The organism is Affinibrenneria salicis (assembly GCF_008710095.1).
Genome location: NZ_VYKJ01000004.1, coordinates 313,523 through 336,204, shown reverse-complemented (window position 1 = coordinate 336,204; position 22,682 = coordinate 313,523). Strand labels below are relative to the sequence as shown.

At 58.6% G+C, this 22,682-nt stretch carries 19 protein-coding genes; 9 read left to right on the top strand and 10 right to left on the bottom strand.

Going from position 1 to position 22,682, the window contains the following annotated elements; genetic code table 11:
* Positions 1-41: 41 nt before the first annotated feature.
* Both FJU30_RS10730 and FJU30_RS10725 read right to left on the bottom strand, forming a co-directional pair.
* Positions 42-830, bottom strand: coding sequence for an amino acid ABC transporter ATP-binding protein (locus tag FJU30_RS10730; protein ID WP_191091577.1), 789 nt, complete (start codon positions 828-830; stop codon positions 42-44).
* The gene (locus tag FJU30_RS10725) at positions 827-1,489 is read right to left on the bottom strand and encodes a GntR family transcriptional regulator (RefSeq protein WP_150434947.1); all 663 of its coding nucleotides are present in this window, start codon (positions 1,487-1,489) and stop codon (positions 827-829) included. Before FJU30_RS10725 ends, FJU30_RS10730 begins: the two co-directional genes overlap by 4 nt.
* A gap of 1,145 nt (positions 1,490-2,634) precedes the next feature.
* Here FJU30_RS10725 and metC point away from each other — a divergent pair.
* Positions 2,635-3,819, top strand: a complete 1,185-nt coding sequence (gene metC, locus FJU30_RS10720; protein ID WP_150434946.1) for a cystathionine beta-lyase — start codon at positions 2,635-2,637, stop codon at positions 3,817-3,819.
* A gap of 217 nt (positions 3,820-4,036) precedes the next feature.
* Positions 4,037-4,792, top strand: coding sequence for a histidine utilization repressor (hutC, locus tag FJU30_RS10715; protein ID WP_150434945.1), 756 nt, complete (start codon positions 4,037-4,039; stop codon positions 4,790-4,792).
* A gap of 27 nt (positions 4,793-4,819) precedes the next feature.
* On the opposite strand, the gene hutI is transcribed toward hutC, so the two are convergent.
* Positions 4,820-6,073 carry an imidazolonepropionase gene (gene hutI, locus FJU30_RS10710; protein ID WP_150434944.1) on the bottom strand — a complete coding sequence of 418 codons (1,254 nt, stop codon included), beginning with the start codon at positions 6,071-6,073 and terminating at the stop codon, positions 4,820-4,822.
* A 724-nt stretch (positions 6,074-6,797) separates the two neighbouring features.
* On the opposite strand from hutI, the gene FJU30_RS10705 reads away from it, so the two are divergent.
* Both FJU30_RS10705 and hutU read left to right on the top strand, forming a co-directional pair.
* A complete protein-coding gene (locus FJU30_RS10705; RefSeq protein WP_150434943.1) occupies positions 6,798-7,349 on the top strand; it encodes a HutD/Ves family protein in 552 nt (183 codons plus the stop codon).
* A 474-nt stretch (positions 7,350-7,823) separates the two neighbouring features.
* Positions 7,824-9,509, top strand: coding sequence for a urocanate hydratase (gene hutU, locus FJU30_RS10700; protein ID WP_150435036.1), 1,686 nt, complete (start codon positions 7,824-7,826; stop codon positions 9,507-9,509).
* A 42-nt stretch (positions 9,510-9,551) separates the two neighbouring features.
* On the opposite strand, the gene FJU30_RS10695 is transcribed toward hutU, so the two are convergent.
* The 3 genes from FJU30_RS10695 to FJU30_RS10685 form a co-directional block, all read right to left on the bottom strand.
* Entirely contained in the window at positions 9,552-10,319 is a 768-nt protein-coding gene (locus tag FJU30_RS10695; RefSeq protein WP_150434942.1) for a DeoR/GlpR family DNA-binding transcription regulator, read from the bottom strand.
* A 110-nt stretch (positions 10,320-10,429) separates the two neighbouring features.
* A complete protein-coding gene (locus FJU30_RS10690) occupies positions 10,430-12,862 on the bottom strand; it encodes a formate C-acetyltransferase/glycerol dehydratase family glycyl radical enzyme (RefSeq protein WP_150434941.1) in 2,433 nt (810 codons plus the stop codon).
* A gap of 4 nt (positions 12,863-12,866) precedes the next feature.
* Positions 12,867-13,766 (bottom strand): glycyl-radical enzyme activating protein, encoded by a 900-nt coding sequence (locus FJU30_RS10685; protein WP_150434940.1) that lies wholly within the window; start codon positions 13,764-13,766, stop codon positions 12,867-12,869.
* Between the two features lie 486 nt (positions 13,767-14,252).
* Here FJU30_RS10685 and FJU30_RS10680 point away from each other — a divergent pair, with 486 nt between their 5' ends.
* Positions 14,253-15,191: a sulfonate ABC transporter substrate-binding protein gene (locus FJU30_RS10680; RefSeq protein ID WP_150434939.1), complete on the top strand. Its 939-nt coding sequence runs from the start codon at positions 14,253-14,255 to the stop codon at positions 15,189-15,191.
* A gap of 78 nt (positions 15,192-15,269) precedes the next feature.
* Here FJU30_RS10680 and FJU30_RS10675 read toward each other — a convergent pair whose 3' ends face one another.
* A complete protein-coding gene (locus FJU30_RS10675; protein WP_150434938.1) occupies positions 15,270-16,325 on the bottom strand; it encodes an NAD(P)-dependent alcohol dehydrogenase in 1,056 nt (351 codons plus the stop codon).
* Positions 16,326-16,704: 379 nt separating this feature from the next.
* Between FJU30_RS10675 and FJU30_RS10670 the strand changes: the two genes are divergently transcribed.
* The 3 genes from FJU30_RS10670 (at position 16,705) to FJU30_RS26830 (ending at position 18,118) form a co-directional block, all read left to right on the top strand.
* Entirely contained in the window at positions 16,705-17,274 is a 570-nt protein-coding gene (locus FJU30_RS10670) for a flavin reductase family protein (protein ID WP_150434937.1), read from the top strand.
* An 84-nt stretch (positions 17,275-17,358) separates the two neighbouring features.
* Positions 17,359-17,811: a hypothetical protein gene (locus FJU30_RS10665; protein ID WP_150434936.1), complete on the top strand. Its 453-nt coding sequence runs from the start codon at positions 17,359-17,361 to the stop codon at positions 17,809-17,811.
* Positions 17,812-17,944: 133 nt separating this feature from the next.
* On the top strand, positions 17,945-18,118 hold the full coding sequence (locus FJU30_RS26830) for a hypothetical protein (protein WP_191091576.1): 174 nt from the start codon (positions 17,945-17,947) through the stop codon (positions 18,116-18,118).
* Between the two features lie 306 nt (positions 18,119-18,424).
* Here the strand turns inward: FJU30_RS26830 and FJU30_RS10660 are convergent, their stop codons facing one another.
* Genes FJU30_RS10660 through FJU30_RS10650 form a run of 3 tightly spaced genes read right to left on the bottom strand, consistent with a single transcriptional unit; the run spans position 18,425 to position 20,664 of the window.
* The gene (locus FJU30_RS10660; RefSeq protein ID WP_150434935.1) at positions 18,425-18,811 is read right to left on the bottom strand and encodes a hypothetical protein; all 387 of its coding nucleotides are present in this window, start codon (positions 18,809-18,811) and stop codon (positions 18,425-18,427) included.
* A complete protein-coding gene (locus tag FJU30_RS10655; protein WP_150434934.1) occupies positions 18,811-19,116 on the bottom strand; it encodes a tlde1 domain-containing protein in 306 nt (101 codons plus the stop codon). The genes FJU30_RS10660 and FJU30_RS10655 overlap by 1 nt, the downstream gene beginning before the upstream one ends.
* A gap of 36 nt (positions 19,117-19,152) precedes the next feature.
* A complete protein-coding gene (locus FJU30_RS10650) occupies positions 19,153-20,664 on the bottom strand; it encodes a sugar porter family MFS transporter (RefSeq protein WP_150434933.1) in 1,512 nt (503 codons plus the stop codon).
* A 989-nt stretch (positions 20,665-21,653) separates the two neighbouring features.
* Here FJU30_RS10650 and FJU30_RS10645 point away from each other — a divergent pair.
* Entirely contained in the window at positions 21,654-22,478 is an 825-nt protein-coding gene (locus FJU30_RS10645; RefSeq protein ID WP_150434932.1) for an alpha/beta fold hydrolase, read from the top strand.
* Positions 22,479-22,682: the final 204 nt, after the last annotated feature.

The window sequence follows — 22,682 nt, the reverse complement described above, 5'->3', positions numbered from 1 at the left end:
ATTTAGCGCATCCCCGCCCCGATCGGCGCGATCGCAGACCGTTATTGCCCGCCGTGCGTCAGTATTTTACTGAGGAATTGCCGGGTGCGCGGCTCTTTGGGGTGATTAAAAAACGCCTCCGCCCCGCCCTGTTCGATAATTTCGCCCTCGGCCATAAACACGATGCGATCCGCTACTTCACGGGCGAACCCCATTTCGTGAGTCACGATAATCATCGTCATGCCTTCGGCGGCCAGCCCGCTGATAACCTCCAGCACCTCATTAATCATCTCCGGATCCAACGCGGAAGTCGGTTCATCGACCAGCATCAGTTTCGGCTTCATCGCCAGCGCGCGGGCGATCGCCACGCGCTGCTGCTGGCCGCCGGACAGCTGCGACGGCCAGGCTGAATCCTTGTGCGCCAGACCCACTTTCTGCAGCAGGTCGCGCGCGGTATGTTCCGCCTCGCGCCGCGAGACGCCGCGCACGTTGCGCGGCGCAAGCGTGATATTGTGCAGAACGGTCATATGCGGATAGAGATTGAAAGCCTGGAAGACAAAACCGACCTCAGTCCTGAAACGATTGAGATTAATGCGGGCGCTCGTCACGTCGGTATCATTCACGCGAATATCGCCGCTGGCCACCTCTTCCAGACGATTGATACAGCGCAGCAGGGTCGACTTGCCCGATCCGGAAGGTCCGCAGATCACCACCACTTCGCCCGGATAGACCTCCAGGCTGACATCTTTCAGAATATGCAGGTCATCGTAATATTTGTTGATATTGCTGAGCCGGACCAGCGGCGGCGTTGACCGCGTCGTCGTTTGACCGCCGTCCCTATCGCCGTTCATGTTATCCGCCCGGTGTAGTGCAGCGCCTTGCGCACGCGTTTAAACGTTTCAAGGGCGGTTTTACGCGCCGCGCGCCCGGCCGCCGCCGCATCCCCTTTCTCAATTTCATCGACAATACGTGAATGATCGATAACCGAACGCTGCAAATGGCCGGGGATCCCCACTGCGAAGCGACGATAGCGCGAGGTGCGCTTACCCACGGTATCCACCAGCTCCAGCAGCGACTTATTGGGACAGGCGTCTTTTATTATTTGATGAAACGCTTTGTTAACCGCGGAATAACCCGCGACATTGCCCGAATCGGCAATCGTTTTCATGTCCGCCAGCACCTTGCGCAGACGAATCACATCATCCTGCATTAATCTCGGCGTCGCACGGCGCGTATATAACTCTTCAATAAACGCAATGGTGGCGAAAATATCTTCCGCTTCTTCCAGCGTTATTTCCGAAACGATAAATCCCTGACTGGAACGTTCAATAAGACCGTCGCGATCGAGCAGACGCAGCGCTTCCCTGACCGGTGCGCGGCTAATTCCCAGACGATGGGCAATCTCCGCTTCGGTAATGCGCTCCAGCGGGCGCAAACGACCGGTGATAATATCTTCCTGCAAAGCAGCTTCAGCAACGTCTGTCAGATTTCTTTTTTTTGTTTCTGCCATGGTGATATCTCATGGAATACAATAACCGGGATAGCAAAAGGCGCTATCGGCCTTCTGGACATCGCTCATTTTTTATCTAACGACATATGCCCCGACGGGTTCAGGCTGCAGAAAACAGCGCGCCGGCGGTCCCCCTGAAGCTTACTCAGCGCATCTCTAAGATAAGCGATAAATCTGTCGGGTACAGATTTAACGCCGCCTGCGGCGGCTCCGAAGGGACGAAGCTCGGTAATAATCCGAATAACAAAGCCAGCGTGCCTGCAACATGAAAATAAGACGGGTATAATTAACTGCCTTTATAATACCTGAGGACATATTAACGTATCGTATACGGAACGTGTCATTATTTCTACGAATTCGGCGGTCAGGTTTGCTGGCAATCAACAAAATGGAAGGGAAACATGGGGTATCGGAAGTCGTCCGGCACGGAGGCGCAATGATTAACGCACCGTATCCGACGGCGGCGCGACGTTAACCGCCGCGCCTGGGGTAGCAGCGCCCCGGAGGAGATCCGAAGCGTAAGTATTTATGGCATTCCCTGGCCAATTTGTCCGTATTTAGGGTTATTCCCTGGTGTCTGGCATGTATTCACGCACCATCGTAACGATGGGTATCGCGTTCTGTCTGTTCCCAGCCTGTATAACAGACTGCGACACAGGCAGCAGATAGACAGCGCCGCATCTGTGCCCGCAACCGGGTAATCGAGGCGATAAGGCCTCTCGCGGTGACCATGATGCCGTACGTTTTCCCGCTAAAAGCGGTTGACGTTTCGCAGGCGAACGAGCGAATTCGCCACGGCGCGAATCTTTCGATTCGCCAGGAAGGTCGTATTAGCTGCCGCTCCCTGATGAAATCAGTGTGGCATGCCGGGTTAATTTGGTCAACTTTTTTGTCGACAATTTACGCTTTCTTTTTAACCCACTCTACTCTACGATAATGACCAGATAGCACCCGAACAGATCCAACAGATTTCAGGCCGCGCCACCCAGAGCCGAACGCCGCCCCGGCCATTTCCCGCCGCTACCGTTTCTGCGACGCGAAATCCGGCGGGGCGGGTATAGTCGAAATAATCAGGGCGACCAGCGCACCTGCGGCCTGAAGGATGACGGCGATAGAGAATGAACAGAGATTAATCAGGCCCCTTCATGAAGAATAAAAATATCAATCTGGACACCCGGATCATCCACGCCGGCAGCGACACGTCCCTCGACGGCAGCCTCAGCGCTCCCCCCGTCACCCGCGTATCCACCGTCTTTTTTTCATCGGGGGCTGAATTCGAGCAGCACCAAAGCAACAAGCTGGATAGCCTTTTTTATGGCCGGTTCGGCACGCCGACCAGTTTCGCCTTTGAACAGGCGATGGCCGATCTGGAAGGCGGTCACAAAGCCGTTGCGGTCTGCTCCGGCACCGCGGCGGTCTCCGGCGCGATACTCAGTTTTGCGCGCGGCGGCGACCATATTCTGCTGCCCGACACCGTCTGGGGACCGATCCGCGGCCTGTGCGACGGCTTGTTCGCCACCTTAGGCATCGAAGCCAGTTATTATGACCCAATGGCGCCGTCCGAACTTGAGGCACAGATTCGGCACAACACCCGGGTGCTGTATCTGGAAAGCCCCGGCTCGGTCACCTATGAAGTTCAGGACGTACCGGCCTGCGTCGCCATCGCCAAAAAGCATAATCTGATCACCATGATCGATAACACCTGGGCGTCGCCGGTGTTCTTTCATCCGCTGACGCTGGGCGTCGATGTATCGATCATCGCGGCGACCAAATTTATCGTCGGTCACTCCGACGTGGTCATTGGCGTAATCGTCGCCAGCGAGGCCTGTTATCCGGCCATCCGGAAGACGACGTCGGATCTGGGCTTTCACGCCAGCCCGGACGACTGCTACCTGGCGCACCGCGGGCTCAAATCCGCCGCGGTGCGGATGCGACAACACGAAAAGCAGGGGCTTGAACTGGCGCAGTGGCTGGAACAACGACCGGAAGTGGCGCGGGTTCTGCACCCGGCCTTAACCGGCCATCCCGGCCACGATGTCTGGCGGCGCGATTTTTCCGGATCGAGCGGCGTATTTGGCGTAGTGCTGAAACCGATGTCGGAAAAAGCCATCAACGCGCTGCTGTCGGATTTTAACGTCTTCGGTATCGGCGCCAGCTGGGGCAGCCTGCAGAGCATTATTATCCAAAGCCATCCGGAGCGCGTGCGCAGCATCAATCCCTGGCGCGACGGCCCGACGCTGCGTATCCATACCGGTCTGGAAGATATCGACGATCTGAAAAACGATCTGCGCCAGGCCTTTGAGCGCGCCCGTCAGGCCGACGTCGGTTGAACGCGCGCGGTACGCCCCGGCGCTGACCGGCGGCGTACCCTCATCGCCGCCGTCGCGTTCCCCCCTTTTCTCTTTCCCTTTCCCGCCTGCGCTGTGCGGTGACGGCCGGGTGTTGAACGCAGCCGGCGCATCTGCCGCCGGAGGGGGATAAAAACTGTTGTATATACAGATACATTATCTGTTATAAAATGGGCTGGCGGTATGAAAGGTTAAACCCATGACCCAAAGCAAGACATTAGCGGAGATGATAGCCGGCGCCAGCGACCGGCCCGCGCCGTTATACAAACAGATCAAGCAAGTGATCATTAATCAGATCCGCAGCGGTCAATGGCAGCCGCGTCAGCGCGTTCCTTCCGAAAGCGAACTGGTCAACGAACTCAACGTCAGCCGGATGACCATCAACCGCGCGTTGCGCGAATTAACGCACGAGGGTTATCTAATGCGCCTGCAGGGCGTCGGCACCTTCGTCGCGGAACTGAAAGCCTTTGCCCCGATGTTGGAAGTTCATAATATTTCAGATGAAATTAAAAACCGCGGTCATCGTCATACCAGCCAGGTGCTGTTTTTACAGCAGGAAAGCGCCAGCGAAGCGGATGCGCTCAAATTCGAACTCAACGCCGGCGCGCCGCTGTATCACTCGCGCATTATTCATTTCGAAGACGGTACCCCGGTGCAGCTGGAAGACCGTCTGGTCAACCCGCAAATCGCCCCCGACTATCTGCAGCAAGATTTTAGCCAGAATACTCCGTTCTTCTATCTGAGCCAGATCGCGCCGCTGACGGCCGGGGAACACACGGTGGAAGCCGTAAACGGCAATCGCGACGAGCAAAAGCTCCTGCAAATCGCCCCCCACGAACCCTGCCTGCAGATTCAGCGCCGCACCTGGCACCGGCACAGCGTGGTCACCTGCGCCCGGCTGCTCTATCCCGGTTCTCGCTACAAAATGTTTGGCCGCTTTCAGCAGCACGGCTGAATCCGCCGGCCGGTGACGAGCGCGCGGTCAACCGGCGCCTTCGCCGGCGCCGAAGAGCGGATCCTGGCGCATCTCTCCATGATAAACGACCTGGCAGGGCAATTGTCCGCCCAGCCAGTACGCCAGTCCGGCGGGACGTGACAGCGGCCAGTGGACAAAATTCGCCACCTTGCCCGGCTCCAGCGAGCCATGGGTTTGCGCCAGCCCCAGCGCGCGAGCGGCGTGCAGCGTAACGCCGGCCAGCGCCTCTTCCGGCGTCATGCCAAACAGCGTGCAGCCCATGTTGAGCATCAGCCGCAGCGAGAGCGCGGGCGAGGTGCCGGGGTTGGCGTCGCTGGCCAACGCCATCGGGACGCCGTGCCGGCGGAAAGCATCGATCGGCGGACGCTGCGTTTCGCGCAGCAGATAAAACGCGCCGGGCAATAGCACCGCCACGGTGCCCTGGGCGGCCAGCTCGCGGACGTCATCTTCGCTGGCGTACTCCAGATGGTCGGCCGACAGCGCCCGAAAGCGCGCGGCGAGCCGGCAACCGTCCGAAAACGACAGCTGCGCGGCGTGCAGCCTGACCGGCAGCCCGTGCTGCCGCGCGCAGGCGAACACCCGCCCGACTTGATCGGCCGAAAAAGCCAGATGTTCGCAGAAAGCATCGACCGAATCGGCCAGCCCTCCGGCCTTTATCCGCGGCAACAGGCGACGACAAATGACCTCGATCCAGCCGTCCGGATCGTCGCGGTATTCCGGCGGAACGGCGTGCGCCGCCAGACAGGTGGCATGGATCTCCACCGGCAGTTGTTCGGCCAGCGCGCGGATCACCTGCAGCATACGCAGCTCGCTTTGCTCATCCAGACCATAGCCGGATTTAATCTCCAGCGTCGTCACCCCTTCGGCCAGCAAACGGACAATGCGCCGCCGGGCGCTCTCCGCCAGTTCTCCGGCGCTGGCGGCGCGCGTCGCGCGCACCGTGGAAAGGATACCGCCGCCCTGAGCGGCGATCTGCGCATAGCTGAGGCCGTTGAGGCGCTGCTCGAACTCCTCGCTGCGATCGCCGCCAAACACCAGATGAGTATGGCAGTCGATCAGACCGGGCGTAACGATGCCGCCGCCAAAATCGATACGCCGCGCCGCTCTGGCGCCGGCCGCGTCTTGCCGCCGGCCAACCCAAACGATGGCGCCGTTTTTCACCGCGATAGCGCCATCTTCGATCAGGCTATAGCGCCCGTCGCGCATCGTGACGACATCCGCGCCATACCACAAACTGTCACAATCAAGTTCAACCGCCATGCTCTCTCCCCTGCGTCGGCGCATATTGCATTCTCAGGCGCGATAATATAAACATGTATATACAAGATTATCGACGGACACAACCACAACAGTCAGGACGATCGCACGGCGAGCGATTTCGCGCCGAACGCCGGCTGGACGCGGGCAGGCACCGGGCCGTGCGCATGGAGTCAATGCGCGGAACGCCGGCGACGCGGATAAACGACACGATTCGCCTGGCAGAACGCGGCCCCGGCACTGACGCGAATCTGAGCGACGGCATCCTCCAGGCACGGCCAGTATTGCTTCGGTCAGGCATCGGCTCCGGCGGTCACGTCGCTGAGGACGATCGCACGGCGAGCGATTTCGCGCCGAACGCCGGCCGGACGAGGACTGGCGCCGGGCCGTGCGCATGGGGTCAATGCGCGGAACGCCGGCGACGCGGATAAACGACACGATTCGCCTGGCAGAACGCGGCCCCGGCACTGACGCGAATCTGAGCGACGGCATCCCCCAGACACGGCCAGTATTGCTTCGGTCAGGCATCGGCTCCGGCGGTCACGTCGCTGGATACGGTGGAACAACCGCGCTGACTGGAGTATGGTCAGCGGCTGCGCGACCGGCGGCGGAATCGCACCGCGACCAGCGCAGAGCATTCGGGCGGCGATCTGCCGTGCCGCCAGGGCCGCCTCGCCGATAAAGAGGCCCGCGACGCCCATGTCCATGACGTTATGAAGGTACTGTTATGATGCATTTTTTCCATCTGCGCGACCTGCCGGTAAGCCGCTGGCGCAACGGCGGCGGCGAAACGCGGGAAATCGTCCGTTTTCCCGCCGGGCAGGATACTTTTGGCTGGCGCGCCAGTATCGCGACCATCTCCGCCAGCGGCGCGTTCTCGCGCTTTCCCGCCACCGACCGGGTGATCACCCTGCTGCAGGGCGACGGCGTCGAACTCGAATTCGACGGTAAACCGCCCCATGCCCTGCGGGTGAATCAGCCTTTTTGCTTTGCCGGCGAAGAGTCGGTCTACGCGCGACTGCACGGCGACGCCAGCCTCGATTTCAACATCATGACCGCGCGCGATAGTTTTAGCGCGCGCGTTTGCGTCAGCGGCGAAACGCAACGGGCCGAGACCGGCGTCGCGTGGGTTATCGCCGGCCAGTGGCGCGCGGCCGGCCGGCCGCTGAGCGCCGGACAGGGCGCATGGTGGCTGCAGGACGGCGCGGCGTTCATCCCGCATTCCGCCGATGCGCAGCTGCTGTTCGCCAGCATCATCCCGCGGCAGGCGATCGGTTAACCCGACGCCCGGGCGCGCTGCTCCGTCGGCGTGCCCCAAAACGGCCAAAAGGTCCGTGTATGGTGCAGCGCCGGTCTTTTTCCCCGCCAGCCGTCCCGCGCCATATCACTTAATTAATTGATATAAAACATATTTATTTATCTGGCACAGCATTTGCTTGATTACTCTTGTATATACAAGATGATACAAGCGAGCAAGGAAACGACTGCATAGCGGCGCGCAGGATTGACAACGTAAGCCGGCGGAACGATAGCCGATGGCGCGCCGCCGCCGTCCAGCATCGCCTCGCGCGCGCAGAGAAGACGCCCTGCGGAGCGATCGCCGCGCGCGCTAAAACGCTTTATTGCCCGCGCCGCGCCGACCTTAACGGCGCGACGATGAGGATTGCGCGCGCCGGGTGGCGCATCCGCCAGTCTGAATGTCCGGGGCCGGATAGCTCCCGTTAAACCGTTTGTTCTGCAGAAGGAAAAGATGATGAGTGAATCACTAAGTCAGGCCGTGGCGCGCGACATTCGCGCGCCCAGAGGCAATCAGCTGCACTGCGCCAACTGGCTGATCGAAGCCGCCTGGCGGATGATCCAGAATAACCTGGATCCCGACGTCGCCGAACGCCCCGAAGATCTGGTGGTCTACGGCGGGATTGGCAAAGCCGCCCGCAACCACGCCTGTTTTGAACAGATCTTGTGCTCTCTGCGCGCCCTGCAGCCGGAAGAGACGCTGCTGGTGCAGTCCGGCAAACCGGTCGCCGTATTTCGCACGCATGCCGACGCGCCGCGGGTGCTGATCGCCAACTCTAATCTGGTGCCGCACTGGGCTAACTGGGATCACTTCAACGAACTGGATAAGGCCGGTCTGATGATGTACGGCCAGATGACCGCCGGCTCGTGGATCTATATCGGCGCGCAGGGCATCGTGCAAGGCACCTATGAAACCTTTGCCGAAGCCGGACGCCAGCACTACAACAACGATCTGAGCGGTAAATGGATCCTGACCGCCGGCCTGGGCGGCATGGGCGGCGCCCAGCCGCTGGCCGGCGTATTGGCCGGCGCGTCGGTGCTGGCGATCGAATGTCAGGAGTCGCGCATCGATTTTCGCCTGCGCACCCGCTATCTTGACTATAAGGCCTATAGCCTCGACGAAGCGCTGACGCTTATCGACGACGCCCGGCGTGAAAAACGCGCTATTTCGGTCGGTCTGCTGGGCAATGCGGCGCAGATACTGCCGGAACTGGTTACGCGCGCCCGGGCCGGCGGCCTCCGGCCGGACATCGTGACCGATCAAACCTCGGCGCACGATCCGCTCAACGGTTACCTGCCGGCGGGCTGGAGCATCGAACGCTGGCAACAGGAACGGCAAACCAATCCGAAGGCGGTGGAAAAAGCCGCGCGCGCCTCCATGGCGGTGCATGTACAGGCGATGCTCGACTTCTGTCATATGGGCGTGCCTACCGTGGATTACGGCAACAATATCCGCCAGGTGGCGCTGGATGAGGGCGTTGAGAACGCCTTTGATTTCCCTGGTTTTGTACCGGCCTATATTCGCCCGCTGTTCTGCGAAGGCAAAGGCCCCTTCCGCTGGGTGGCGCTGTCGGGCGACCCGGAAGATATCTATAAAACCGACGCCAGACTGAAAGCGCTGTTCCCGGACAACAACAACCTGCTGCGCTGGCTGGACATGGCGCAGGAACGCATCGCCTTCCAGGGGCTGCCGTCCCGTATCTGCTGGCTGGGTCTGGGCGAACGCCACCTTGCCGGACTGGCGTTTAATGAAATGGTGCGCAACGGCGAGCTGAAAGCGCCTATCGTGATTGGCCGCGACCATCTGGACTGCGGTTCGGTGGCTTCGCCCAATCGCGAAACCGAGTCGATGCGGGACGGGTCCGATGCGGTTTCCGACTGGCCGCTGCTCAACGCGCTGCTCAGCACTGCCGGCGGCGCTACCTGGGTCAGCCTGCATCACGGCGGCGGGGTCGGCATGGGGTTTTCGCAACATGCCGGCATGGTGATTGTCTGCGACGGCAGCAAAGAGGCCGATGTGCGTTTGGAGCGCGTGCTGTGGAATGATCCGGCGAGCGGCGTGATGCGCCACGCCGACGCCGGCTATCCGCTGGCGATCGAAACCGCCCAAAAATATCGCCTCAACCTGCCGATGGTGAAATAACCGCGCCGTACGCATGACGTTTCACGCCGGCCCGGGGGCGCATCATCCGGCGGGCGATCGCCCCTCTTCGGTGACGATATCGCAGCGAATACCAAGCCCGGCCAGACTGGCGCGGTAGGCGGCGGACAGCGCATCGTCCGTGACCACGCGGCTGATTTGATGCTGTGAAGTGAGGGCGTAGGGCTGGATAAGACCGAATTTACTGGAATCGGTCAGGGCGATAGTCTCCACGCCTTTGTCCAGCACCGCGCTGACCACATCGCTGCGCATCATGTCGCGTCCGGTGAAACCGGTATCTTCATGATAGCCATCAATGCCGATAAAGGCCTTGCGGAAATGCACCAGTTGAATAGCGCTGCGCGTCAGCGGGCCGACCACCGACTCGCTGCTCTTCTGGTAAAAGCCGCCGGGAATAATCACATCGCAGTCGGTGTCCTTCAGCAAATGAGCGATATAGCAGCTGACCGTGATAATCGTAACCCGACGGGATTGCGCCAGATAACGCGCCAGCAGCGCGTTGGCGCTGCCGCCTTCGATAAACACCGACTCGCCTTCGGCGACCAGCGAGGCGGCGTACTCGGCCAGCGATTTTTTCAACTGGAAATTGGTCTGCATACGCGCGTCGACGTCGTCGCTTTCCATCGCCACCGCGTAGCCGTGCACCCGTTTCAGATAGCTGCCGCGCTCCAGCGCGTTGAGATCCTGACGAATAGTGACCACCGAGACGCCGGAGATCTGCGCCAGTTCGCTGACGCTGACGCTTTTGCGCTGGTTAACCACCTGCAAAATATTTTGCTGACGTGTATTCATAGTCGCCGATAACCAATTGCTGGACGACCCGGACTATAGCATAAAGCGATAAGCGCCCGCGCCGGCCTGGCGCCGATAAAAGAGCGGGCGGCCTCTGCCGCCCGCCCCGTTCAGAGCGTATGTTCCGTTCTGGCGATAATATCATCCTGCGTATCGGACGACAGCGCGGTAAAAAACGCCGAGTAGCCGGCCACCCGCACCACCAGGTCGCGATACCGATCCGGCTGCTTTTTCGCCGCGATCAGCGTGTCGCGCGACACGATATTATACTGGATATGCCATCCCTTATGTTCTTCAAAGAAGGTGCGCAGCAGAATCATCAGTTTCTGGCGATCGCGCGGATTGTCCAGCGTCGATGGATTGAGTTTCTGATTCAGCAGCACCCCGCCGAGGATCGAACCGGTCGGCAATTTGCCGATCGAACTGATGACCGCCGTCGGCCCTAAATGGTCGGTGCCGGAGGCGGGACTCGCGCCCTCTGCCAGCGGCGCGCCGGCTTTGCGCCCGTCGGGCGTCGCCATGGTGGCGGCGCCGAACGGCACATTGGCGGAAATCGAGGAGGTGCCGGCATAATAGTTGCCGCCAATCGGCCCGCGGCCATAGCGTGGATTATGATAACGCTTAATCTCGTCGATATAGGTCTGGTAGGCGCGCACCAGCAGCGCATCCACATCGTCGTCGTCGTTGCCGTATTTCGGCGCGTTGTTCACCAGCCGCTGGCGCAGTTGCTCGTTGGTCAGACCGTCAAAATCGCTGGCCAGCGCCTGCGCCAATTGCTGCTGACCGATCACGCCCTGCCCGAAAACCAGTTTTTTCACCGCGGCCAGACTGTTGCCCAAATTGGCGATGCCCACCTGCAGCCCGGATACCCAGTCATATTTGGCGCCGCCCTGTTTAATGCTCTTGCCGCGCTCAATACAATCATCCACCAGCGCCGAGCAGAGAATATCGTGTGCGTTCTCTTCCAGCACGGTGTCCACCACATATTCAATCTCTATCGATTTGCGCGTGTAATAGCGCAGTTGCGCATCCCATGCCTGCATCACCTGATCAAAACCGGCGAAGTTGCCGCGCGACAGCGCCTGCGCCTGCGGCAGGAATACCTTGCCGCTGGTGGCGTCTTTCCCCCCTTCCAGCGCCGCCAGCATCACCCTGGCGAAGTTAATGAAGCTCATGCCGGTACAGCGATACCCCCATTTGCCGCCGACCGCCGTTTCAATACACCCGATCGCCGCGTATTGATAGGCATCTTCCGGCGCTACGCCCAGCTTAATAAATTCGGGAATAACGATTTCATCGTTATTGAACGCCGGCATACCGAACCCGCAGCGGATGACCTGAACGCAGGCGTCCAGGAAGTCATCGCTGATGCCGGCATGATAGCGCACGCTCAGATTGGGCTGCGTCGAGCGCAGGCGGCCACACGATTCCAGAATAGCGTAGGACAACGGGTTGACAGCGTCGACGGCCGCGCCGTTGAGCAGATTCTGTCCGCCGATGGTCACGTTTTGATACAGCGGGCTGCCGGCGGACGCTTTGGAATGCGAACCGGAGCGAATTTTGTTCACCTCGAGCAGCTTCAGCCAGCAGCTCTGCAGCAGTTCGATGGCGTGTTCCCGCGTCAGCGTCTGCCGCAGTTCGACATCGCGCCGATAGTAGGGATAAAGATACTGGTCCATGCGCCCGAAGGACACCGAGTGGCCGTTGGATTCGATTTGCAGCACCAACTGGACGAAATAGCATAGCTGCAGCGCCTGATGAAAGGTGCGCGGCGGCTCGTGCGCAATCCGTTCGCAGTTTTCCGCGATCAGCAGCAGTTCGTCCCGCCGCCATTCGCGCGTTTCGCTGGTCGCCATATTTTGGGCCAGGTAAGCATAGCGGATAATATGGTTGCTCAACGCCTCAAGAGTGATATCCACCGCCTTCAGGAACTGCTCGCTGTGCAGATCGTCCAGCACCGTCAGATTAATGCGGCGACGGCGCGCTTTCACCTTGTCGCGCAGCCCGTCCAGACCGATCTCCAGCAGCAACGGATAGTTGACGGCCAGATGCGCGTCGCCGGAGGTCATATTGCCTTCGGCCTTGATAATGCCGCTGGCCAGCAGCGCTTTCTGCTCGTGGGTAAACATGCCGTAGCAGCGGTCCTGCACCGTCTGCCCGCGCCACCACGGACAGATCTGATGCAGGATGCGTTTATTCGCCTCGCTGACGGAGAAGCCGGCGCCGGGGCGATCGGCCAGCTCATCGATTTCCTTTTCAATCCAGCTCACGGTGTATTCCGGGAAGATCGGCGCCGCGCGCACCTCGCTCGCCTGATTGCCGACGATCAGCTCATCGTGTTTTATCCAGACCGTGCGGCTGGACAGATGGCTGGCCAGCGCCAGCGCCCGCCGTACGGGAACCGGTTTATCCATATTCATCTGATAAACCGCCGTATAGTGCTGCGCGCGCTCGGTACAAACCGGCGGCTTAACAATATGAATCAATGCATTTTTATGCGTGTTGATACGATCGCTCAGTGCGGCCAGGTTCAGGGTGGTCATGGGTCTATCCTCTCAGTGTCGCCGTTAACCCTTTGGCTCGCGCATAGTTTTCTGCGAAAGCAAGCAGTTCAGGGTCGTCGAGCGGTTTATCCGCAGCCAGATAAGGTTGATCCAGCAGATGATACTTATTCATGCCCAGCGTGTGGTACGGCAGAAAATGGATGTCGGCGACGCCTAATTCATCGGCGGCGAAATCGATTATCGCCCTTACCGATGCCTCGTCCGCGTTGAAGCCGGGCACCAACGGCACGCGGATCACCAGCGCTTTTCCCGCCCGCGCCAGGCGGGTTAAGTTGGTCATCGCCCGCTGCGCCGAACCGTTGGTCCATGTTCTGAATCGCTCGCGGTTGGTATGTTTCAAATCGGCCAGAAACAGATCGATGTCGTCTAATGACGGCGCGATATAGCGCCAGGGGACGTGCAGGCAGGTCTCCACCGCGGTGTGGATGCCGGCCTGCCGACTGCGGCTGAACAGCGCCTGCGCCAGCGCCGGCTGCATAAACGGCTCCCCGCCGGAAAGCGTAATGCCGCCGCCGCTGCGCAAATAAAACGGTTTATCGCGCAATACCGCCGCCATGATGTCATCGACATCGCTCTCGTCGCCGCACACCGTCAGCGCCTGCGTCGGACAGCAGTCGCGCAGAGCAAGAAAGTGCCGTTCCTCCAGTCCGCGGCGATCGATAACGACGCCGTTCAGCGTTCGGTTAATCACCGCCGGCGCGGCGCGTTGACAAAGATCGCACCCCGCCAGACATAACCTTGCGTCAAACAGCAATTCTTGCTTCGCCGAGCGACTTTCCGGATTCTGACACCAGCGGCACCCCAGCGAGCAGCCCTTGAGAAAGACGACGGTCCTGATGCCCGGTCCGTCATGTGTCGAGTAGCGCTGGATATTGAATATCATCGTCAGAATCCCTTTTAATTCCGTACGAAAATTAAATAACTTTCGAAAGAAAGTAAAATTGATCTGTATCAACCCTTTCAGCGCCTGCGACTGCGCGATTAGCAAAACTTGCGATGGCTCACAGTTATGAGAATGCGGCCGGAACGCTCTGCTCCGAAGTATCCGCGATCCCGGCGTGCCGCTGTTGACAGCGCATCCGGACAGAAAGAGGCTAAGGTCGTCCGTCGGCGTGGCTGTAGCGGGCGGTCGCTGGCATCAGCGACGCGGGCGGCGGAGCGCTGAATCCGCTACGCCGAAAGTCGGATGATGCGCTAAACGGGAGGGTTAAATGGAAGGATATTGACAGAAAGCGCGCGCGGCCTGCCCGCGCGTTTTCTATAGACAATATTATTCTGCCGATAGTTTAAAATAGCATTTATAAATCAATATGTTCCGCTGGTACTCTTTTTTATCATTTTTACTTTTTCATCAACGGGAAGCGCCATCATGCTCCGTAACCGCATTCTGCCGACATTATTATTGCTGACGTTTTCTCTCGGCGCCTGGGGCGCAGATACCTTGCGTATCGGCTACCAGAAATCCGCCGTCACGCTGGTGCTGCTTAAAAGCGCGGGGTCGCTGGAAAAACGCCTGGCCGCGCAAGGCGTTGAGGTAAAGTGGACCGAATTTCCCGGCGGCCCGCAACTGCTGGAAGGGCTGAACGTCGGCGCCATCGATTTCGGCTTCACCGGGGAAACCCCGCCGGTGTTCGCTCAGGCCGCCGGCGCCGATCTGGCCTATGTCGCTTATGAACCGGCTTCGCCGACCGCCGAAGCCATTCTGGTGCCGGAGCATTCGCCTCTGCGCACGGTAGCGGAGCTGAAAGGCAAAAAGGTCGCGCTGAACAAGGGCTCCAACGTACACTACCTGCTGGTGGAAGCGCTGCGCGAAGTCGGTCTGAACTGGCAGGACATTAACGCGGTCTATCTGCCGCCGTCCGATGCCCGCGCCGCTTTTGAGCGCGGCAGCGTCGACGCCTGGGTCATCTGGGATCCCTTCTACGCCGCAGCGGAACAACAGCTGAAAGCGCGCACGTTGCGCGACGGGCGCGCTATCGTCAACAACTATCAGTACTATCTGGCGACCCGGCCGTTCGCCCGCCGGCATCCGCAGGTCATCATCGCGCTGATCGATGAAATCCGCCAGATCGGCAGCCAGGCGAAGCAGAACCCGCAGCAGGTGACCCGTCAGATCGCGCCGCTGCTGGGGCTGCCGGAAGATATCGCGCGCATCGCGGTTGAACGGCAACAATACGACGCACGGTTTATTACCCCCGACGTCGCAGACTATCAGCAGAGTATCGCCGATACCTTTGCCGAACTGGGTCTGATCCCGAAACCGTTACAGATCAACGACGCCATCTGGACGCCGCCCGTCGCGCAGTAGCGCCCTGCGCGCTCGCCGGACGCTCCCCCGCGGCGCCGCCCGCTAATCGCCCCGACGGTACGCGCGACGGCGCGCCGGCTAAGCCTGCAGAGAGACCATATCGATGACGAAGCGATATTTCACATCGCTTTTCAGCATGCGCTCATACGCCTGGTTGATCTCCTGCATTTTGATCATCTCCACATCGGCCGCGATGCCGTGCTCCGCGCAAAAATCCAGCATCTCCTGCGTTTCAGCAATGCCGCCGATAGCCGACCCGGCCACCGAACGACGTCCCATGATCATCGAGACCGTGTTGAGCATCGGGTTGATATTGCCCAGCAGCCCGACAAACACCAGCGTACCGTCCAGCGTCAGCGTCGGCATATAGGGGTTGATGTCGTGTTCATAAGGGACGGTATCGATAATCAGATCAAACTGCCCCGTCACCGACGCCAGCTGCTCGTCGTCGGTCGACAACACGATGTGATGCGCGCCCAGGCGCCGCGCGTCGGCTTCCTTATCCGGCGAGCGGGTGAACAGGGTCACTTCCGCACCCAGCGCGGCGGCCAGCTTCAGCGCCATATGGCCGAGACCGCCCAGTCCCACCACCGCGACTTTACTGCCTTTGCCCACCTGCCAGTGACGCAGCGGAGACCAGGTAGTAATGCCCGCGCACAGCAGCGGGGCGGCGCCTTTCAAATCCATGCCGGCCGGGACCTTCAACACAAAATCCTCGCTGGAGACGATGCTCTGCGAATAGCCGCCGTAGGTCGGCATGTGGTCATGACGATCGGTATCGTTATAGGTCTGTACCGGCCCTTCTTCACAGTATTGTTCAAGGCCGCGCCGGCACGGCTGACACTCACGGCAGGAGTCGACGATACAGCCCACGCCGGCGTAATCGCCCGGCTTAAATTTGGTCACGTTGTCCCCTACCGCCGTCACCCGCCCGATCACCTCATGGCCGGGGATCAGCGGATACTGGCTGATGCCCCAGTCATTGCGGGCCTGGTGCAGGTCGGAGTGACAGACGCCGCAATACAGCACCTCAATCACCACGTCATCCGGGCGGGGATCGCGACGAGCAAACTGGAAAGGCGCAAGGGGAGTCTGCGCGGACTGAGCGGCGTAACCAAGCACTTTCATTGTCATGTTTATTCTCCTGAGCGATGAGGTCTAAGACGTTAAAAACTTCGGGCGCGGCCGGCCCCACAGGGCCAGATGACCGATTTAGCCCGCGCGCCGGCCCAATGCGCGGGGATGAAAACAGCGACATTAAGGCGGCGCCTCAGGCGGGGATGAGACGCGAATCGCGTCTGACAGGTATAGCAAAAAAATGACCTTAGCGTGCTAAATATCGGCCGGTTTAGCCGCGCGTGCGGCAGGCAGAGGAAGCCGGGCGGTGGCGCGGCAAAATAGTCCGCCAGCATATTGCCAGGGCGCCCCTCCTTCTGCACAGTATTTAACTTCATCCGCCGGCTGCCGCGCCTCGCACGCGGCCCGCGTACAACGTCACGTTTAAGGATTGCAGATGGATAAACATATTGCGCCAGTCGAACTGGAGAAGGCCGTCAGACTGATTAATCACGGCCCGACGGTGCTGGTCTCCGCCAGCTATAACGGTACGGATGACGTGATGGCCGCCGCCTGGGCCTGCGCGCTGGATTTTACCCCGCCGAAGCTCACCGTCGTGATCGACAAAATCGCCAAAACCCGGGAACTACTCGAACGCAGCGGCTATTTCGCCATTCAGATCCCTAACCTGAGCCAGCTGGCGCTGACCTGGGCGGTCGGCAGCCAGAGTCTGCATCAGGTGCCGGACAAACTACAGCGCAGCCACGTTGAACTGTTCCGCATTGCGGGACAGCCCGTACCGCTGGTGGCCGGCTGTTCAGCCTGGCTGATCTGCCGGTTGATCCCCGAAGCGCACAATCAGCAAGTCTATGACCTGTTCATCGGCGAGGTCACCGGCGCCTGGGCGGATAGCCGCGTGTTCAGCGACGGCCACTGGACGTTTGAAAACGCGGATGCGCGCTGGAAAAGCCTGCACCATGTCGCCGGCGGTCACTTCTATACCATTGGCGATCCCGTACGCCCCTGAGGCCGCATGAAGGAGATATCGGCGCCTTGCCGGCGGTGGTAAAATCCCGCCGCCGTCCTTTATTTTTACTGAAAGAGAGTCGCTATGCTGGTTTTCCCCGTTCTGTTCCACCCTGCCCGCCGGCTCGCGCTAAGCGCTGCGGCCGCCGCTATGCTGCTGTTGCCCGCCGCTGGCTACAGCGAAGAGTTCTGCCGGCGCGTCGCGCCGGATGAAGAATTCCCGGCCGGCCTCACCGGCCAGTACCGCGTGATCGGCAAACGGCCGATCAGCGGCGCGCTGTATTCCGCCTCGCTCACGGTCGGTATCAATTCACAAAATTATCCGCTGCGTTTAACCGAAGGCGACAAGGTTATTCAGGGGGAAGCCTGGCTGGAGCGCTGCGGGCCGGATAAGACGCTGGCGTTGATGACCCGCTACGAGGATCAGGAGGGACAGTGCTCAATACGAATGGACGGAGATAACTATTGGCGGGTCAGTTGCCTGACCCGCAAGGACGGCCAGTCCGACGGGCTGGAAGCCTGGTTTCAGACCCCCTGAGCCCAACGATCCGCTGCTGGGCGAACGTTGTCCGTACAGGGCGGCGCGCCCGCGCGGCGACGGGCGCAAGGCTGTTGCCCAGCGGCGATCGGCCCATGTGCGCTTACTTGTCCGCCAAAGCGCTGCCCCCCTGATGTTGACCCTGCACGCTACGGCGTTCGTCTGCCAGGGCGACGAACCCGGCATGACAAATTACCCGATCAAAAACAGTGAAGACGTCAATGATATTAGCGTCGCCAATCCGTGGCGCCTACAGGTTGAATCCCGCCAGGTCATCGCGCAGGCGTTTCTGCAAAACCTGCGTTAAAACAGTCGCGACGGCAGGAGCAGGCCAGGCCGCACGCACGCACGCACGCACGCAAAGAAAATGCCATCAGGGAACAAAGCCGCAACCGGGATGATTACGGCCAGTCAATATAATGCATCGGTTAAAAGGCAGACTCCCGTTCAGGGGGTATGCCGGCAAAATATCATTGATTTATACTCTATACCCCAAATAACTCGAGCGACAGAAAGGCAGCGACACAGCGAATCACCGGGAGCTTACCCCAGTATGTGACTGGGGTGAGCGAGGAATGCCAACGCGTCTGCGGCTTGAAATATGACCAGTATATTATTTACCGATCCTGAGTTCGGTTATATTTGTTATCAATGGTTGACTAATGGAACACTCTTCATCTGATATGATTGATGTTACCAATAGCACTTCTTTATCTTGGCTGTTATTTAAATGAGGTATGATTACTTTTAGTGTTTGAGCGTACAACACGCCAAAACCATTTACCTTGATGGTTTTTTCATCTTCTTTCAATGCAGATAGATTTAGGATTTCCACTGTTATCCTTTTGAAATCCAAATCGTTATTGCTCGTTTTTAACTCTTCAATTGTTCGTTGGATAGCCCATGATTCAGTGGTGGAACAATAATCAATATTCATTTCCCTGGCCAGGAGAGCTGGCGATATAAACAGCACGACCGACATAAGGATTATTTTATACATTATTGCACCACCATCAAAAGTCTGTCTGTTGAATTTAGTATTTTTGTTCGTGCGGCAGAGCCAATAATTATACAACCTTCTGAGGCGGTACCGGGATTCCTGATGCTATCCCCATGAATTCGAAAATCACCGCTTCCATGCATACTATTCCCCTGGTGAGGGAGCAGCATTATGGTCATAAGACCCTTGCTGTGAGTGGCTCCGCCAACAGAATATCTTCCCTTTGGGGTAGGCCCATAATTTTTTCTTCCCTGAGCGTCGGGTTTATTTTTGAAATCATCTTTCCCGCCATATCCTGTGTCCATTAATAGCTTATCATCATACCGCCTCTCAGCGAGACGTCAGTCGTTGCCGCCGGACGTTAACGAACGTTGGGCATGCCGGCGGCGGGGATAAAAATTGCCCTCTTTCAGCGAGGTTTCAATCTCTTCCAGACTGCGCCCCCGGGTCTCCGGCATCATAAAGAAGATAAACAGGAAACCGAGCAGGTTAAGCAGCGCGTAGAACCACATAGCGCCGCCGATCCCCAGCAGGTTAACCATCGACAGTGCGGTGGCGGTCAACAGCAGGTTGGAGCCCCACAGGGTGGCCGCGTGCAGGCTGCTGGCCTTTTCGCGAACGCCCAACGGGTAGACTTCGGAACCGATCAGCCAGCCAATCACCTGGATCCCGCCGGAGTTGAACACCATAAAGGCGAACAGGCAGGCAACAATCAGCCAGCCATGCTGGCCGCCGCTGGCGTCGAGTCGGAACATCAGACCGAGCAGCAGCAGACTGATCACCGCGCCAGGCATCATAATCAGCGTCAGACGACGGCGACCGATATGGTCGACCAGCAGTTTACCCGTAATGGTGAGCAGCAGATAAATCACCGCCACGCCCAGCGCAGAATGCAGCGCCGTATCGCGGCTGAAGCCGGCGTCGGTCAGAAAGGTCGGCGTGTAGTAAATCATCATTTCAATACCGGACAGCTGAGTAAAGGCGGCAATCCCCAGCCCCACCACCAGCGCCGGGCGCAGCCACGGCTGTTTCAAATCTTTCCAGCTGCCGGTCGATTTCCGCTCCGCCTTCTCGTGCACGCGCTGAATCGCCTTAATTTCGCGCCGCACTTCATGGCCGGTTTCCCTGACCGTATCCAGTGCGATGTGCGCTTCTTTCAGTCGTTTTTTACCCACCAGCCAGCGCGGACTTTCCGGCAGCGGCAACATGCCAAACAGCAGGACGACCGCCGGTATCGCGGCAACGGAGAACATCACGCGCCACGTCCAGATATCCTGCAAAAAGGTGCCGACCAGCGCGGCGGTCAGAATACCGATACCGATAGAGATGTTGAAAAAAGTCACCAGCCGGCCGCGTTTCTCCGGCGGCGCCAGCTCCGCAATATAGACCGGCACGATCTGCGACGCCCCCCCGACCGCAAACCCCAGCACCAGACGCGCCAGCCCCAGGGACAGCGCATCGGGAGACAGACCGGAGCCGATCACGCCAAGCGCAAAAATAGCCGCGACGATCATCACGGTGTAGCGCCGGCCGAGTACGCCGGACAGTTTGCCGCAGGACAGCGCGCCGACCACCGCCCCCACCAGTATCGCACTGGTCACCAGTTCCTGTTCATGCGAGGAGAGCGAGAAATCGCGGGTGATTTGCAACAGCGCGCCGGAAATAATCCCGGTATCGTAGCCATACAGAAAACCGGCAATCGCGGCGATGGCGGTTGCTGTCAATAAAAAGGCATCAGCGCTCAGAAAACCGTTATTTTCACTGCTGTCAGCATCGGATATCTTTTCATTGTCAGCCGGAACGGCGTTTGCTGTATCATTATAGTTGGAATTTTTGTCGTTTAATTCAGGCATAATTTTCCTTTGTCGTTATTTCAATTTTATGCGGGAGTCAACCTCTGCTATACACGAAACAATTTGGACCGCCGGACAAAACGTTATCGTTTTGAACAGCGCTGACGGCTCAGAGAGAATGAAACGGATAATGGCGCGCAGCCAACTCAGCGACGAATGGAAGTGTAACGAGTATATATTTGTCATTATGATTCCGTCATTGCCCTGTATTTGATGACCAAAGCGCACATCCTGCCAACAGAACGCCGCCATGCCCAAACAAGCCGCTTTAAAGGTATAGCACAATCCGTGATCCATGTCACACCCTCACCCTATTCACCATAGAAAATAATTCACTTTATATTTATAAATCAAAAAGATAATGTTCACACCCGATTTTGGCTGATAAAATCTAAAATCGATTAAAAAAACAAAGAAAATGTTTGTTGTTAAAATAAAAGACCGCATAAACTGACTAATAAAAACCGTCCCATAGCGACGACGAAAAATTCCGTCCCACAACGAAATACGGGGAAAAATTCAGGCAAAAACAGGTCCCATATCGTCTCCGCCGAATATGAACAATATCCCCGTCACATCTCAAACCTCAGCGGCATTGACTTTCCCCACACCCGGCTAATTACTAACGCTTAAATAGCTTCGCATAATAGCGCTATATTTTCAGGACATGACCGCCTGCCAGTACGAGCCTCGCACAATGAGAAGATAAGTATCCATGTGCGAAATTATTTAGCGCAGACTCGCCGTATTTATGCAACTCTGGATATTTAGAGCATCTATAATGGTAATAAAAGGCACACCGCTGAGGCGATAAAAACCGAACGACGCGACCAAAGCGGTAAAAATATTCTGCTAAGCTGTAAGAGCGCTCCGAATATACTCGCCGGCGGCCTTCTGCATGGTCTGTTCAACGCCTGACGGAGCAGCGGCACAAAAGCAGCAGGCCGCTTTCCGCCGCGCATGACACCCCCCTTGATGGAGATAGATACATGAGTACCTTTAGCACACAAGACGGCACACTGATCTACTACAAAGACTGGGGAACGGGCAAACCACTGCTGTTCAGCCACGGTTGGCCGCTGGATGCCGACATGTGGGACGATCAGATGAACTTTCTCGCCGGACAAGGCTACCGCGCCATCGCCTTCGACCGGCGCGGTTTTGGTCGTTCAGACCAGCCGTGGTCAGGCTATGACTACGACACCTTTGCCGCCGATATTAACGATTTGATCGAGTATTTGCAGCTGGATGAAATTACGCTAATCGGTTTCTCGATGGGCGGCGGCGATGTCGCGCGCTATATCGGTCACTATGGTTCGCAACGCGTGCGCGCGCTGGCGCTGCTCGGCGCGGTCACGCCGTTATTCATCAAGACCGCCGACCATCCCGAGGGCGTGGAGCAAGAGGTCTTCGATCAGATCAGACAGGGCATATTGCGCGACAGGGCGCAGTTTATCAGCGATTTCGCCATCCCGTTTTATGGTCTCAACAAAGGGATGACGGTCTCCCAGGGCGTGTTGAGCCAGACGCTCAACATGGCGCTGCTGGCGTCGCTCAAGGCAACGCACGATTGCGTCACCGCCTTTGCCGAAACGGATTTCCGCGCGGATATGCAAAAAATCGACGTGCCCACGTTGGTGATCCACGGCGGCAGCGATCAGGTGGTGCCTTTCGAGGCCACCGGCAAAATAGCCGCCAGACAGATCAAAAACGCCCGGCTAAGTCTGTATGACGGGGCGCCCCACGGTTTTACCCAAACGCACAAAGATAAATTGAATAACGATCTGCTCGACTTCGTTAAATCGGTGTACTGACGGCCCCGCGCCGTGCGGACTCGGCAGATGCTGCGCCCAACGATGGCCGCCCCCGCGACGAACGGCCGCCGTCGGACCGGCTCTCTTTTTTTCCCGCCAGGCTAGTATTACACTGGCGGGCAACCTGTCGGGTTTAACCTGAAGTTTGGCCGTGCGCGGCGGGCGCTATGCATTAGCCTGCCGGCAGTCATGGATAAAGAGAGG

Coding starts and splice junctions, on each gene's coding strand:
- FJU30_RS10705 (WP_150434943.1), top strand. CDS start 6,798: ATGATGCATTTTTTCCATCTGCGCGACCTGCCGGTAAGCCGCTGGCGC.
- hutU (WP_150435036.1), top strand. CDS start 7,824: ATGAGTGAATCACTAAGTCAGGCCGTGGCGCGCGACATTCGCGCGCCC.
- FJU30_RS10670 (WP_150434937.1), top strand. CDS start 16,705: ATGGATAAACATATTGCGCCAGTCGAACTGGAGAAGGCCGTCAGACTG.
- FJU30_RS10680 (WP_150434939.1), top strand. CDS start 14,253: ATGCTCCGTAACCGCATTCTGCCGACATTATTATTGCTGACGTTTTCT.
- FJU30_RS10655 (WP_150434934.1), bottom strand. CDS start 19,116: ATGGACACAGGATATGGCGGGAAAGATGATTTCAAAAATAAACCCGAC.
- FJU30_RS10645 (WP_150434932.1), top strand. CDS start 21,654: ATGAGTACCTTTAGCACACAAGACGGCACACTGATCTACTACAAAGAC.
- metC (WP_150434946.1), top strand. CDS start 2,635: ATGAAGAATAAAAATATCAATCTGGACACCCGGATCATCCACGCCGGC.
- hutI (WP_150434944.1), bottom strand. CDS start 6,073: ATGGCGGTTGAACTTGATTGTGACAGTTTGTGGTATGGCGCGGATGTC.
- FJU30_RS10665 (WP_150434936.1), top strand. CDS start 17,359: ATGCTGGTTTTCCCCGTTCTGTTCCACCCTGCCCGCCGGCTCGCGCTA.
- FJU30_RS26830 (WP_191091576.1), top strand. CDS start 17,945: ATGTTGACCCTGCACGCTACGGCGTTCGTCTGCCAGGGCGACGAACCC.
- FJU30_RS10650 (WP_150434933.1), bottom strand. CDS start 20,664: ATGCCTGAATTAAACGACAAAAATTCCAACTATAATGATACAGCAAAC.
- FJU30_RS10690 (WP_150434941.1), bottom strand. CDS start 12,862: ATGACCACCCTGAACCTGGCCGCACTGAGCGATCGTATCAACACGCAT.
- FJU30_RS10675 (WP_150434938.1), bottom strand. CDS start 16,325: ATGACAATGAAAGTGCTTGGTTACGCCGCTCAGTCCGCGCAGACTCCC.
- FJU30_RS10730 (WP_191091577.1), bottom strand. CDS start 830: ATGAACGGCGATAGGGACGGCGGTCAAACGACGACGCGGTCAACGCCG.
- FJU30_RS10660 (WP_150434935.1), bottom strand. CDS start 18,811: ATGTATAAAATAATCCTTATGTCGGTCGTGCTGTTTATATCGCCAGCT.
- FJU30_RS10695 (WP_150434942.1), bottom strand. CDS start 10,319: ATGAATACACGTCAGCAAAATATTTTGCAGGTGGTTAACCAGCGCAAA.
- FJU30_RS10725 (WP_150434947.1), bottom strand. CDS start 1,489: ATGGCAGAAACAAAAAAAAGAAATCTGACAGACGTTGCTGAAGCTGCT.
- FJU30_RS10685 (WP_150434940.1), bottom strand. CDS start 13,766: ATGATATTCAATATCCAGCGCTACTCGACACATGACGGACCGGGCATC.
- hutC (WP_150434945.1), top strand. CDS start 4,037: ATGACCCAAAGCAAGACATTAGCGGAGATGATAGCCGGCGCCAGCGAC.